This window comes from Clostridium sp. UBA3061 (genome assembly GCF_002367465.1).
GTDB lineage: Bacteria > Bacillota > Clostridia > Clostridiales > Clostridiaceae > Clostridium_J > Clostridium_J sulfidigenes.
In genome coordinates, this window is the sequence record NZ_DFCF01000028.1 from 148,882 (window position 1) to 164,208 (window position 15,327).

At 29.1% G+C, this 15,327-nt stretch carries 12 protein-coding genes; 4 read left to right on the forward strand and 8 right to left on the reverse strand.

Features of this window, described 5'->3' with window-relative positions; translation table 11 throughout:
- Window positions 1–225 precede the first annotated feature (225 nt).
- The gene (locus tag B2P65_RS17920; RefSeq protein WP_346848939.1) at window positions 226–1,527 is read right to left on the reverse strand and encodes a M18 family aminopeptidase; all 1,302 of its coding nucleotides are present in this window, start codon (window positions 1,525–1,527) and stop codon (window positions 226–228) included.
- Between the two features lie 153 nt (window positions 1,528–1,680).
- On the opposite strand from B2P65_RS17920, the gene B2P65_RS17925 reads away from it, so the two are divergent.
- Window positions 1,681–2,859: a cation diffusion facilitator family transporter gene (locus B2P65_RS17925; protein ID WP_035132558.1), complete on the forward strand. Its 1,179-nt coding sequence runs from the start codon at window positions 1,681–1,683 to the stop codon at window positions 2,857–2,859.
- 75 nt (window positions 2,860–2,934) lie between these two features.
- Window positions 2,935–4,023: a PRK06851 family protein gene (locus B2P65_RS17930; protein ID WP_346880652.1), complete on the forward strand. Its 1,089-nt coding sequence runs from the start codon at window positions 2,935–2,937 to the stop codon at window positions 4,021–4,023.
- Between the two features lie 46 nt (window positions 4,024–4,069).
- On the opposite strand, the gene B2P65_RS17935 is transcribed toward B2P65_RS17930, so the two are convergent.
- The 5 genes from B2P65_RS17935 to lepB all read right to left on the reverse strand — a co-directional run bounded on the left by B2P65_RS17935 (window position 4,070) and on the right by lepB (window position 10,868).
- Window positions 4,070–6,190: a HelD family protein gene (locus B2P65_RS17935; protein WP_346880653.1), complete on the reverse strand. Its 2,121-nt coding sequence runs from the start codon at window positions 6,188–6,190 to the stop codon at window positions 4,070–4,072.
- 127 nt (window positions 6,191–6,317) lie between these two features.
- Window positions 6,318–7,409 carry a dipeptide epimerase gene (locus B2P65_RS17940; RefSeq protein ID WP_035132568.1) on the reverse strand — a complete coding sequence of 364 codons (1,092 nt, stop codon included), beginning with the start codon at window positions 7,407–7,409 and terminating at the stop codon, window positions 6,318–6,320.
- A gap of 247 nt (window positions 7,410–7,656) precedes the next feature.
- Window positions 7,657–8,031, reverse strand: a complete 375-nt coding sequence (locus B2P65_RS17945) for a PqqD family protein (RefSeq protein WP_346848936.1) — start codon at window positions 8,029–8,031, stop codon at window positions 7,657–7,659.
- Between the two features lie 117 nt (window positions 8,032–8,148).
- The gene (locus B2P65_RS17950) at window positions 8,149–10,074 is read right to left on the reverse strand and encodes an OPT family oligopeptide transporter (RefSeq protein ID WP_346848935.1); all 1,926 of its coding nucleotides are present in this window, start codon (window positions 10,072–10,074) and stop codon (window positions 8,149–8,151) included.
- A 287-nt stretch (window positions 10,075–10,361) separates the two neighbouring features.
- On the reverse strand, window positions 10,362–10,868 hold the full coding sequence (gene lepB / locus B2P65_RS17955; protein WP_346848934.1) for a signal peptidase I: 507 nt from the start codon (window positions 10,866–10,868) through the stop codon (window positions 10,362–10,364).
- Window positions 10,869–11,123: 255 nt separating this feature from the next.
- On the opposite strand from lepB, the gene B2P65_RS17960 reads away from it, so the two are divergent.
- Window positions 11,124–11,843 (forward strand): hypothetical protein, encoded by a 720-nt coding sequence (locus B2P65_RS17960; RefSeq protein WP_346878375.1) that lies wholly within the window; start codon window positions 11,124–11,126, stop codon window positions 11,841–11,843.
- Between the two features lie 205 nt (window positions 11,844–12,048).
- On the forward strand, window positions 12,049–13,014 hold the full coding sequence (locus B2P65_RS17965) for a hypothetical protein (protein ID WP_346880654.1): 966 nt from the start codon (window positions 12,049–12,051) through the stop codon (window positions 13,012–13,014).
- A 38-nt stretch (window positions 13,015–13,052) separates the two neighbouring features.
- Here the strand turns inward: B2P65_RS17965 and B2P65_RS17970 are convergent, their stop codons facing one another.
- Window positions 13,053–14,222: a CD0519/CD1768 family membrane protein gene (locus tag B2P65_RS17970; RefSeq protein ID WP_346848931.1), complete on the reverse strand. Its 1,170-nt coding sequence runs from the start codon at window positions 14,220–14,222 to the stop codon at window positions 13,053–13,055.
- Window positions 14,223–14,544: 322 nt separating this feature from the next.
- On the reverse strand, window positions 14,545–15,279 hold the full coding sequence (locus tag B2P65_RS17975) for an acyl-[acyl-carrier-protein] thioesterase (RefSeq protein ID WP_346848930.1): 735 nt from the start codon (window positions 15,277–15,279) through the stop codon (window positions 14,545–14,547).
- Window positions 15,280–15,327: the final 48 nt, after the last annotated feature.

A 15,327-nucleotide genomic window follows, 5' to 3' on the forward strand; every position in this document is an offset into this window, starting at 1 on the left:
TATTTTTCTATCCTATAGATTAGCTTTCTCCTATAGCTAAATAAAAGCCATCTAAGAAAAGTAACTTTATATCTTACTTATCTTAAATGGCTTCTTTATATATGCTATTGTGAACTACCTTTAGTTAATCCTCTATAACTACCTGGTTGCACATTAAATTTTACTTCTTTCCCATCACTAGTTTCAATAATTATTCCTTTGTTACAAGGAGTTTCTATAATTATATTATATTTTGTAAAACTCTACAAAGGATTTTGCTACATAACTATGATCCTTAACTCCTGCAAACTCTCTTATAGAATGCATAGCAAGGGTTGGATTTCCAATATCTACAGAACGTATATTCAAATGGGTTGAAGAAATTGGTCCTATGGTTGAACCACCTCTTAAGTCTGAACGATTCACAAACTTTTGTACTGGTACCCCTGCTTTATTACAAATAGATTCATATACAGCAGAAGAATCTGAATCACTAGTATATGCACAATTCGCATTTATCTTTATAACAGGACCTTTATTTACAATTGGTCTATTAGTCGGATCTGCCTTTTCTGGACTATTAGGATGAACTGCGTGAGCATTATCTGCCGAAATAATAAAGGATCTGCTAAGTGCTCTAAAGAACTCTTCTCTCCCTTTTCCAAGACAAAGAGCAATTCTTTCTAAAATATTTGCTAACATATCAGAATCGGCTCCTTGTTTTGTAGAGCTTCCAACTTCTTCATTATCAAAACATACCATTACATTTATGCCCTCAGTTATTGGAGCTTCTTTTAGTGCCTCAATTCCAGCATGAACCATTTGAAGATCATCTAATCTACCTGAAGATATAAATTCATCTTTTAATCCAACAATACATCCCTTTTCAAATTCATAAAGGAATAAATCAAAATCTATAATATCCTCTTTATTTACCTTCATTTCCTCAGCTAATATGTTTATTAATGCATTATCCTTTTCTAATTCTTCAGTTACCATTGCAAGTAGTGGAAGAGTATCTTTTTGTGGATTTAATTCTCCTCCAGAATTGGCTTCCCTATTCATATGAATTGCTAAGCTAGGTATTATTAATATTGGTTTCTTTATGTTAACTAACCTTAACTCTGGATTAAGTAAATTTTCACCTTTTAAAGCAACTCTTCCTGCTACAGCTAGTGGTCTATCCATCCATGTACTTCTTATTAAACCACCATAAACCTCAGTATTTAATTTAATATAATTATTTTCTGATATAATTTCACTATTTGGTTTTATTCTAAATGTAGGTGAATCTGTATGAGCACCTATAATTTTAAATCCATGGTTCTCAACCTCACCATTACCTACAGTAAATGCAATTAATGCAGAACCATTTTTAGTAGTATAATATTTACCACCCTTTTCTAATATCCATTTATCCTCTTCATTTAATTCCTTAAAATCACAACCTTCAAGAGAATCTTTAACATTTTTCACTGCATGAAAAGCAGTAGGGCTTTCATACAAAAAATCTATAAGTTCTTTAGCAAACTTCAATTCTTTTGACATAATTAATCCCCTCCTTAAAACGAAATACTAGTAATAGTATACCAAACTTTTACTACATTTCCTATGAATTTTGTGATTTTCCCTAATTTATAACATGTTCTCGTGTTATACTATAGTTATGAGAAAAAATATATTGATAAAGAGGTGTAATAATTGATTTCTCAAAAACTTATAACAAAATTTATTAAAAATAGTGAAGATATAAAAAATAAAAAAGTCAGAGAACGCTATGGATATCTTGGTGGAGTTGTTGGTATTTTAGTAAATCTAGTTTTATTTTTAATTAAAATCACTGCTGGACTTTTAGTTAATAGTATTGCTGTAATTGCTGATGCTTTTAATAATCTCTCCGATGTTGGTGCTTCATTAGTAACCATCTTTGGCTTTAAACTTTCAAGCAAACCAGCGGATAAAGAACATCCCTTTGGACATGGACGAATTGAGTACATTTCTGGTCTTATAGTTGCATTTTTAGTAATATTAGTTGGCTTTGAATTCATAAAAAGCTCTTTTGAGAGAATTAAAAATCCTGTTCCTGTAGAATTTTCACTACTTCCATTTATTCTTTTAATCATATCTATATCATTTAAAGTATGGTTAAGTAGGTTCTATAGAGGTATAGGTAACAAAATAAATTCTTCCGCTCTTAAAGCTTCTTCTGTAGACTCAATAAGTGATGTAATATCTTCTTCTACTGTAGTTATATCACTACTAATCTCAAAATTCACATCACTTCCTATAGACGGATATATTGGTTTAGTTGTTTCCTTAGTAATTCTTTATGCAGGATATAACCTAATTAAAGATACTTTAAACCCATTACTTGGAGTTGCTCCTGATAATGATTTAGTAGAAGATATTCAAAAAATGTTATTATCCTATGAACATATAGATGGTGTTCATGACTTGCTAGTTCATAATTATGGTCCTGGAAGAATAATTGCTTCTATTCACGCTGAAGTTCCTCTTGATATTTCTGTTGTTGCTGCTCATGAGGTTATAGATAGAGCTGAAAAGGAAATTTCTTCTGAACTGGGTATATATCTGCTAATTCATATGGATCCAGTAACTACAAAGGATGAAGAGATTCTTAGTGCAAAAAGAGAATTGGAAGAAGTTTTAAATAAAATTCCTCATATATCTTCTTTTCATGATTTTAGAGTAGTAGGTGAAGGTGACTATAAAAACCTAATATTTGATGTAGTAGTTAAGGATGATTTTATAATAACTAAAGAATCAGAACTTAAATTACAAAAACAAATAAATGAGGAAATTAAGAAAGTTTCTCCAAATCACAACGCAATAATTACCGTAGATGCATCTTTTATCTAATTAATTTGAATTTTTATTAACCATTTTTAACTTATATAATATTATGATAGTGTAGAAATCATTGGAGGATTAATTATGACTGGAATATCCACTCACTATTTTTTAGGTGGCAATACCGGAAAAGGCTTTTACTCTCACTTTAATTATATTATTTCCCAAAAGGATGCAACTAGAATTATTTGCTTAAAGGGAGGTCCTGGTACAGGAAAATCTTCCCTTATGGAAAAAATTGGAAAACACTACATTGATAGAGGATATGATGTAGAATTTCATCATTGTTCTTCTGATAGTGATTCTTTAGATGGAGTTCTAATTAAAGAATTAAAAGTAGCTATGCTTGATGGCACATCTCCCCATATGATAGACCCTATTACTCCTGGTGCTGTAGATGATATAGTAAATATGGGCATATGTTTAAAAGAAGAGAATTTTAAGAACATAAAATTTAACATTCTAGCTGTGAATAAAGAAATTGGAAATTCCTTTAGAAGAGCTTACAGATTTTTTGCTGCGGCTAAATCTATTTATGATGATTGGTATACCTTTAATAATGAAGCTTTAAATCTTTATGAACTTAATATTTTAAAAGAAAATTTGAAGAATAGAATTCTTCCTAATACATTCTCATCACTGGGTAAAAAACGCCACTTATTTGCAACAGGATTTACTCCAAAGGGAGTTATAACTTATATTCATAATATAGTAGAAGACATGTCCAGTGTTTATGTACTTAAAGGCTCTCCTGGAACTGGCAAAACTCGTGTTCTTGAATATATTGCAGATGAAGCTACTCGAAGGGGTCTAGATGTAGAGATTCTACACACTCCACTAAATCCTGAAAAAATTGAACATTTATTAATTCCTGAATTAAAGGTTGCTCTAGTAACATCAAATGAAATTACCAAAATAGAATTTCATGGCGAGGAATATGATATGGATAGTCTATTAGATGCAAATTATATTGAAAAAAAACAAGATGATATAGACGATATTTCTTCCATTTTTTACATCCTACTTCAAAAAGGTCTTGATTGTATAAAAATAGCTAAAGATTTACATGATGAATTAGAGGAATTCTATGTTCCTAATATGGATTTTAATAAGGCTGACCAAATATATGAAGAAGTATTAAATAAAATTCAAGGATATGAAGATAGCTTATAATATATTAAAAATAAAAAGTAATAGCACCCTGTGATGCTATTACTTTTTATTTCTTAATAACTATTAAATTATGAAGTGCTCTTGTACACATTATATACATTAGATTGTCCTTGTATCTTTCTTGGATGTCCTCTTCAATTATAATAGCTCCATCAAATTCTAAGCCTTTTGCATAATAACTAGGCATAATCATAGTTCCCTCAGCAATATGAAGATTCTCTTTATCTATAAGCTTTAATGAAATATCTTCTTTTAACAAATCATATATATACTTAGATTGAGATAAATTTTTAGTTATAATAGCTATATTTTCAAGATTTTTTTTCTTTAAGCTAGTTGCTAGCTCTATAATATATTCTTTTATCTCGTTCTCATCCTTTACTAATATCTCATTAACAGAATCTCCAGTTCTAACCATAGGTACTATGGAAATATCATCTATATATCTATTACTATATTCCATGATTTCTTTAGTTGAACGATAACTTTTATTTAACTTAAACATTTCAACTGAATCCTCACTAAATATATCTTTAATACTACTTAAAGAAGAATTATTTTCAATAGGTATTAATTGCTGATTACTATCTCCAACTATAGTCATCGATTTAGTATTTACAAGTTCTTTTAACACTATAAATTGTAGTGGTGAATAATCTTGAGCCTCGTCGATTACTAAATGTTTAATTTCTCTATTAAGCCTTAAGCCCATGAGTTTAGCTTTTAAGTATAATATAGCAACCAAGTCTTCTTCTGTATATTCTTTATCACCATTAAATTCTTCATATATATTTTCTATATTTTTTCCATCTAAATAACTTAATGTAGCTTTTACTTCTATTACATCTCTTACTAATTCTCTTATTTCTAATTTTCTTTTGAATTCTAAATCATTTATATGAAGTATTAATTCTTCAGGGGTAAACTCTTTCTTTTTCTCTTTATACTTCATTTCAATAAATCTAAATTCTTCATCTCTCGCATCACTAATTCTAGAGAATAAAATTCTTTTAATTTTTTTACTTCTTCTAAATAACGGTAGTGAAGTAAAGTCTTTTGTAAACATGGTTTTTATTTCTTCTTTAGTTGCTATAACTTTATCTCTAAAGAAAACTCCATGGCTAAAATAACTATCTTCTTCTAGTTTAATAACAAGTCTATCTAGATCCTCCATAAACTTTAAGGACCTCTTATAAATAATTTTTTTCTCAAAACCTTTATCTTTATTAAGAATTCTTTCCATAACATCTTTAATATCTATAACATCATCTACATCTACTAAATCTAAAGCTAAATCTAAAAATGTAGTTTGAAACACTCCTGTTTCTCCTAAAGTTGGAAGAACATTTGAAATATAATCTATAAATATTCTATTAGGCCCTAAAATTAAAACCTTATTTTCTAAAAGATTTCTGTAATTATAAATTAAATAAGCAACTCTATGAAGTGCAATAGTAGTTTTACCACTTCCAGCTACACCATCTACAACTAGTATCTTATTCTTATCTTGTCTTATAATCTCATTTTGTTCTTGTTGTATAGTCATAACTATGTCTTTAAGCTTATCTGAAGAGTTTTTGCTTAATACCATTTGAAGAATATCATCTTTTATATCGATATTAGAATTAAATAATCCCTCTAATTTACCTCTCTTTATGATATATTGAACCCTTTCTAAAATAGAAGCTGTAATTTCTCCTTCAGGTGAATTATACTGACCAATATTTCCTGAATTATTATAAAAAAGCGCTGAAATTGGAGCTCTCCAATCTATAATTAGTGGTTCAAAGGTTTCCTCTAAAGTTACTCCAAACCTTCCAATGTATATATCTTCTATCCCATAATCTTCTTCTCTAAAAGTAACCTTACCAAAATAAGGAGAAGATTTTAACACTGTTAGTTCTTTTAATTTTCTATCAGTACTTTTAAAATTTTCTTCTTTTACGTAGTTTTCATGGTCAAAATACTCTATTATCTTATCTTCATCATCTTTAAATTCTTCTAAAACATTTTTTCTGTATTCTAATATGGCATTGGTTATATGCTTTCTTTTCTCTATACACTTAAGAATTTCATCATTTATTATTTTTATAACATGTTCTAATCTTTCTTCTTCTATGGCAACCTCTAACTGTTTCTTTAATTGGTCTTTAAGATCATTTGACATAAAACCACTTCCTTTATTAGATTCTTATAATGAATTTTCATAGTAACTTATTATAAGTTCTATATATTAATCTTAAACCCTTTCATCTATGCAAAATTAATATAATATATAGATGGATAAAGTTTACTTATACTATTTCTTCCCAACCTCTTATATCAGTAATTCCAAGACCAGGTTCATCGGACAAAGTGATTTTATTTCCTTCAAAGATTGCTCCTCCAACTATAGGGTCCTCTGCAAAGTATATCATTGTATCTAAATCTGCTGTTATCATATTTCCTCTTGAAGCTGCAAAGCTTGCTGCTGCTGTGATTCCAATTTTACTCTCTAACATACAACCAACCATACACCTTATACCCATGGTATCTGCCATATTGTAAATTCTTATGGCATTTTGTATTCCTCCACATTTCATCAGTTTTATATTGATTAAGTCACAAGCTCTATTCTGAATTACCTTAAAGGCCTCTGGGGATCCAAACACTGATTCGTCAGCTAAAATCATAGTATCCACATTATCTTTAATAAATTTTAATCCTTCGATATCCCAACCTTTAACTGGTTGTTCTACAAACTCTATGTCTAAATCTAATTGCTCTATCTTCTTAATTATCTTTATTGCATCTTTAGGTGACCAGCCTTGATTACCATCAACTCTTACTTTTATTCCTTTTCTAATAGCACGTCTAATAAATTTCACTTTTTCAAAGTCTGATTCTACATTATTTCCAAGTTTTATCTTTATATTAGTATAGCCATCTCTAGTAGCTTCATAGGCTGCATTTATCATATTTTCCATCTTATCATCATCTTGTATAGTTATATCTGTAAGTACCGTTGAATTGAATCCTCCTAATAACTTATACAAAGGAGTATTTACTCCTTTACTCCAAAGATCATATATAGCAATTTCTACAGCTGCTTTTGCACTATTATTTCCTTTAATGCATTCATCCATAACTTTAAAAATGCATTGAAGACACGTAAGATCCATTCCCTTAATAAATGTAGTAATATGTTTAATAGCACCTACAATTGAACTTTCTGTCTCCCCTGTCACTCTTGGTGCTGGAGCTGCACTTCCTATTCCCACATCTCCATTTTCCGTAAAAATCTTTACAACTACTTCGTTAGAATAATTATAAACTCCGTTTTTAGTTACGAATGGTTTTTTTAATGGCATTGTAATTCTACCAACTTTAACATCTGCAATAATCATCTTTATACCCCTACTACTTATAAATTTATATTTTTAATATTATTAATCTATCCGAATTTTATTCATATAAAATATGCTTAAAATAAAATATGATAGATTTTTTACATTTCCGTAAAAATTTCTATCTAGTCAAGTCATAATTATACACCAAAGCCTAAAGTAGTCAAGCTATATAGTAGGTTGTTTTTGTTCAATTTATTTATTTAAATAGTAGATATTACTCTCAATGTCTACATATTTCCTAATATCAACCCTGGTTATGTTTTATTCCTATGAATTTTATCCACCTTTTTTTAGCAATATATCTTATGTACATTACAAGCCTCTCTATAGCTACTTCTTCCGTATCACCTAATCTCCTTGCCATCTCAAGTGCAATGTCATATATACTTCTTTTACCATCTATTAAAGCCCACGCCAGCGATGATTTATCATCAAAAACTATATCACTAAGATTATTTTTTTTCACTAACCATCTTGCGAACTTTTCTATAGGTTTGTTATGTTCAAAGTATAAAGTAACTATATTATTATCATTAATTTTATAGTTATCATGTTCAATTTGGGGAATATATAAAAGAAAATTCTTTTCTTCTTTATTTTGTGTTTTTTTACCTTTCATACAAATCACCTACAAATTAGTTAAGAGCCTCAATGGCTCTTAACTTTAATATTATTCATAATTATATCCATATTTTTTAATATTATAAGAAATATTATCAATAATCATAATTTACCTTTAAGTTCTTTCATTATCTCCACTACAAGAAATAAGATAAATAATTACTCCAAGAATTATAAATATACCTGTTGAGAATATAGAATTTTGGGTTAACCCTTCAAAATTAAGTCCAAAGGCCACATTAAGTCCTAAAGTAGCAAACCCTGCAACTACTATACCCATTAATGCATCTCCAGCAACTAATCCAGAAGATATAAGAATACCTCTCTCTACTTTTTCTTTCATAAGGGATTCATTTTTCTTAAATTTCTTCTCAACAAATATTCTAATTATACCACCTGATAATATACCTGCATTTAAATGTATAGGTAAGTATAAACCAAGCGCAACTGGTAGTACTGGTAGACCAGATATTTCTGCAAATATAGCTATAGATACTCCCACAAACACAAGTACCCAAGGTAATTCACCAGTCATAACACCTTCTATAACCATTGACATAAGAGTAGCTTGTGGTGCTGGCACTGCTTCTGAACCAATTCCATATGTATTATGAAGCATTAATAATACATACCCAGAAACTACAGCACCAAATATTAACCCTAAATACATTCCAATTTGTACTTTCTTTGGAGAACCACCAATTACAAATGTAGTCTTTAAACTTTGAGCTGTACCACCAGCAACAGCTATAGCTACACATACTATACCACCTACCATAACAGCTGTAATCATTCCCTCTTGCCCTATATTGCCAGTTATCTTTAATATGGCTGTAACAAATAGTAAAGTAGCAATAGTCATACCCGATACAGGATTATTTGATGCACCAATTATACCAACCATTCTTGCAGAAACTACTGCAAAGAAGAATGAAAATACTACTGCCATTAGTGAGCCAATTATTCCTACTCTAATTTGTGGCAATAACCATGCAAGAACAAATACCAATATTGCTGAAGCTATCACCCAAACAATTGGCGGATCTTCATTTATTCTAGTAGTTGCACCACTTTCCTTTTTACCTATACCTGACATGGCTTCTTTAAAAGATCTAATAATGGTTGGTGCAGATTTTCCTAAAGAAATAAATCCTCCTGCGGCAACAGCTCCCGCTCCTATATATCTTATATACTTACTCCATATATCTGAAGCTCCCATCTCAGAGATTAACATAGTTGAAGGAAATAAAGGTTCTGGAACTGTACTACCTATATATTTAATAAGTGGTATTAATCCAAGCCAAGCTACAAGAGATCCTCCAAACATAAATGCCGATGCTTTTGTACCTACAATAAAGCCGACCCCTAGAAGTGAAGCTAATGTATCTATTCCAAATACGGAATTTTGATATGCAGGTATAACCCATTCTGGTCTTTCACTCCAAAGAGCAAATCCTCCAGAAGCTAACTTATAACCTCCACCAATTCCGAGACCCATTAAAACCATTTTAAATCCACTACCACCTTCACTTCCATTAACTAAAACTTCAGCTGCAGCCATAGATTCTGGATATACTAAATTTCCATGCTCCTCAACTATTAAAAATTTTCTTAAAGGAGTAACAAAAAATATACCTACTATCCCTCCTAGAAGAGTAACAATAACTATTGTAGAAACCCTTAATGTAATTCCCCATAAAATAATTGCTGGTAGTATAAATATAATTCCACCTGCTATAGATTCTCCAACTGCTGCAATTGAAGCAACCATATTAGCCTCTAATATATTGTTTCTTTTAAACAATCCTTTTAAAATCCCTGTGGCAAGTATTGCCCCAGGAATACCTGCTGAAATTGTAAGACCAACCTTTAATCCTAAATAAGTGTTTGCAGCAGCAAATATCATTGTAAATACTGCACCCATTAGAATAGAATAAACACTTGATTCAGGCATTGCCGTTGTAGTTGATATAAAAGGCATATAATCATCACCTTTTATACCACCATAGGCAGTATGGGATAATCTCTTATTATCTTTCATTTATAATTCCTCCTTTGTAAAATATATTAGTCACATTGATTATGCATCTTTTGACTTATTTTTAATATTTACTTTTCCCCTCATTCCATTACTTACCACTTTATTTTATTGCTGATTTTAGTTATTGTTAAATTCCCTTATACCTTTAAATATATTTTATGGATATGAATTTATCTTTCCCTAAATATAGTTTAATTATTATTGTATTTAGCATAAATTAAAATAAAAAAATGGTGAAATAAATTTCACCACTTCAATACTTCTTTAACATTTTACTTACTTATACACTATTTTAGTTTACCAAACCTATCAAAAGGAAATATAATAAATTTTCCTTCTCCCTGTATGTCTTCAAAAGATATATAAGGATTTTCCCATAATCGTGCATCAATAGAATTTCCTCTATTATCTCCCAAAAATAAATAACAACCTTCTGGTACATTAAAAGAACCTGTAGTATCACTAAAACTACTTACATAACTCTCCTCTAGAAACTCACCATTTATATATACACTTCCATCTGATTGAATTTCTACATTCTCTCCTGGAAGACCTACTACTCTTTTAATCAAGTCTTTATTTAGCTCATCAGAATGAAATACTAAAATATCTCCTCTTTTAATAGATGATGGTTTATAAGTTCTCAATGAAAATATTCTATCTCCTGGTGTAATAGTGGGATACATAGATTTAGTTGGAACATTTACATTGAAAAAAATAAACTTATTTATTAAAAATCCTAAAATTATAGCAATTAATGCTGGTATTATCCATTCTTTAAGAAATTTTATCACTAATTATTCCCCCCAAAGTCATTTTAAGTTTTTTATATTACTATATTACCACATTTTAAACAATAAATATCATCTTATCATATATTCTTTTATTATCTAATTTATTCCCACTTATTAATTTATTTAATAGTAGGTGAAAAACATACCTACTATTAAATTATAAAAACTGCAAATACTAATATCGTAGAATAATTTTATATTTATTAAAATTATTTGATCATATAAACATTTAATTATATAGTGGGAGGTAATATTTTGATTAATAGAAGAATTGTTACTTATAATCAAGAAGAAGATTTTTCTTATTTAAAAACTACTTCTAATCTTTCTACTTCTATTGAAAATATGGATTCAGAACTTTGCATCAAAGAACTAAAAAATATTACCTTAGTTCCTAGAAGTGGAACTCATAATAATTTTAAAATAGGAGAAGAATTTATTATGTATGTAATCTCCGGTGAATTACTATATAGCGATAACATAGGAAATTTAGAAACCCTTTCATCTGGAAATTTTCTTTATATTAATTCTATGGATGGGATAACTTATGATATTTTTAATAGTGGTATTGATTTTCTAGATATTATTGAAATAACCTTATACACCAATAATAACTCTTATATTCAAAAAAAGAATAGTAAATCTCCTATATTAAATAAATATGACTTTAAAAATTCTATTGAAAATCAGTGGATATATGCTATTAGTCCTTTAAATGGTCTGGCTCCTATTAAATCTAATTGTGATATCAATATTTATTTTGCATTACTACATCCTAACAAGGATTTAACTTTTACAATTAACAAAGATAGACAAGGCTATTTATTTCAATGTTATGGAGAAACTGAAATTTGTGCAAGTAATTCTGATAATATTACCTTAACAGGCTCTGACAGCGCTTATATTTCCAATGAAACTTTTGAAGTAAAAGCAAATATTCCTAGCAATATACTTCTCATTGAAACTGCAACTTAGTAAATATTATGGCTATGTGAAATTTATTAGAAATTTTAGCTCTGTAGATTTTTTCTTATACATAGCCTTAATATTTTTTTCTTATCATATCTTCTTTAAAAACTCTTTCTTTAAATTTCAATAGTCTAATATATTTATTATGTGATATTTTATTATTTTTATCGTATAAATAATAAAAGAGTTTTTTGGGGAGGTATCAAGTATTATGAATATTATTGCTATTATAGATATTGGTTCAAATACGGTTCACCTACTAATTGTTAATATAGATGATAAGTCCAATCCAAAGATTATAGATGAAGATAAAGAACATTTAAGACTTGGAGCTACCTTAGCTACCAATAAAATTGTAAGTTCTGAAAAAACCATTCATGTAATAACAGTTTTAAAAAAATTTTTACGTTCTTGTATTATAAATAAAGTTTCTAAAATCATATGTGTAGCTACGGAAGCTTTAAGAGTAGCTGAAAATAGTAACTATGTTCTTGATTTAATAAAAGCTCATACTGGAATTTTAGTTCAGGTTTTATCACCTAAAGAAGAAGCCTATTTATCTTACCTTGGAGTTTTTTCTACTTGTAATCTAGATAAAGGTATAATAATGGACACTGGTGGAAATAGTACAGAATTAATTTTTGTAGAAGAGGGTAAATTTACAAATTACACTAGTATTCCTCTAGGTTCTATAAACATAACTGAGAAAATAAAAGTTAATAAGCGTGGCAGATACTTGAGCTGTGACTACAACGAGGACTTTTTCTATAAGCTATTTTCTAATATACCTTGGATTGAAAGCTTTTATGGAAGCTCTTTAGTTGGCATTGGCGGAACTTTTAAGAATCTCGGAAAGATATATTCTAATTATTTAACAAATTCATGTTCATCTACTAACACAATAGAATTTTCCAACCCTCATGAACTAAAAACTCTTTGTGAAAGCCTTAAAGTTATAAGTTTAAAAGAGAGAGAAAACTTACAAGGTCTTTCAAAAAAACGTGCTGATATTATATTAGGTGGATGTGAAATAATAACTCATATTGTAAACCATTGTAACTTCTATAACATTATTATATGTAGTGAAGGCTTAAGGACTGGTATATTAAATAATTATTTAAATTCCACTAATCAACCCATTGAAGCGCATATAAATGCATATGTATGTCCATTATAATAAAAATAAAAACCACTCTAAAAAGGTGGTTTTTATTTTTATATGAATTTTGATATAAGTAAATATATAAAGTGAGCTGACATACCTGCTATTAATCCACCAAAGGTATGACTAACAATAGCTTTACCTGTTAATTCTCTACACTTTAAACCATCCATCATCGCAACGTGAGTACTTAAATATCCACTCCAACACATCCCCATAGCTGTAAATACTGCAATTTCATTACCACCTATTAATCCATTTTGTAACATTTCCGGTACTAAACCAATTGCAGCTCCTGCTGCCCCTAAAGATGTTATCGGGAAAGCTATAGCTTCAGGACTTTGGAAACCAAATAACGGAACTAATATAAATTGTAGTTTTTCCCCAATCCAAGGTAAGAGTGCGATACCTTCTGATGCAGCTCCAGTGTAAGCTCCAGATGCAGATGGTCCATTAGTAAGCATTAAAACTAAAGTACAAATTATTAAAACTCCTGGAATTATAGCAAGTCCCATTTGTACTCCTGAAGCTCCTCCTTCAAGCATAGCACCAATAAATCTTTCTCCAACACTTCCATCTCTAATTTCTCTATAGTTCATCATGTCAAAACCAGTATCATTGTCTTGTACACACATTTCTTCTTTTCCATAAATTTTCGCGGTTTGTCTAAGCATTAATCTAGTACTTATAATACTTCCTATTACAGCTCCTACATTACCTATTATAGCTGGCAGTATAAAACTTTCTCCTATAGGTGACTTTTGTCCCATCATATAGGTAGTAATAATCAACCCCATTCCAAAGGCTGTTCCTAAATTAGTTAAAGCTGGCAACTGATATTTTTTAAAATATCTTCTAAATCCTTTATCATCTGCTAAAGTAAGTATAGCAGGATTATCAGACAGATAGGTGGTTAAAACTCCTATAGCACTAGCACCAGGCAAATCATAAAGTGGCTTCATTAATGGTGATAACAATTTGTTAATTAAAGATACCACTCCAAATTCTGATAGAAGTGCAGATATAGCTCCTGCCAATACCGCAATAGCCATTATATAAAAAACTGTTTTCATTAATAAGCTATACGCAGTTTCCATTAGGGTATTAAACATATTTATGGTTCCCATAACGCTTCCCATACCTATGAAAAAACCTAAAAATAAAATTAGAAATATAATACCTTCTTTGCTAACGGCCTTTTTCAAACCCTTCTTATGCGTCAATTATTGCTCCCCCTTATTTTAAATTTTAAATCTTTTATGAATATTCCATATTTATTATGAATTATTTACCCATTAATGTCAATGGTTATTATTCGTAAATTTTTTCACTTTTTATTTCATATTTATAAATATTTTTAAATTAAATTTTATATGTGATTGTTTTCTAAATTTAATTTTCACTTTAATAAATTATATTCTTACATTATGTATTCCTTTACAGTTTTTTATTTATACTATATTAGTTATTTCTTAAAATAAAAGGTATCTAAAAATTTTATTATTTAGATACCTTTATCTTAATGACTTTTCAATACACATTTGTTTAAAACTTTAACCTACATTGAAAAAATTCTTGTTCTGAAATTTCTGAAATTCCATTAATGCAAAAACTATTACTTTCTTTATCCTCAATAAATTTATTCATTATTAACGAATCATCAAATTTAATTTCCTTAATAAAGTTAAGTTGCATATAAGATATTTTCTTTACTCTATGCCAATCTAAAGAAAAGAAATCTTCTATAAAAGAAATATATTTAGCATTATTAACATGATTATTTATATCTATATCATTGTAATATAACTTCCTATTGACAGTTTCTATAGCCTCACCTGGCATCTTTATCTTGTTAAGCTTATTATCAATGACATCCCCTACATTAATATTTATATCTACTGGGCACATGGACGGCTTTTGTGGAAGTCTAGTTTCAATATCTACAATTAAATAATATATCAAAACTCTACCAATAACTTGTCCATCCTTATCCTTAATCTTAAATCTTCTTTTCATAAAAACTTTTTCACGGCCACCTAAACAAGTTTCTACTGTTATATCTTCTCCAACCTTAGGATATCTTTCCATTGTAATTTCAACTCTAGATACTACCCAAAATAATCCTTTATTCATCATAGACTGAAAATCCACCCCCAAAATTTGAGAATGACTTTCTGAAACTTGTTGAACATAATCCATTATTGTAAATAATTTAACATTTCCCTTAAAGTCTCCTTCATGAAACTTTATAGTGAATTGTTCTTTATAATTTAGCTCCAAAATTACACCTTCTTACGCCACTTTTCTTCTTTATTCCTTATTTATATT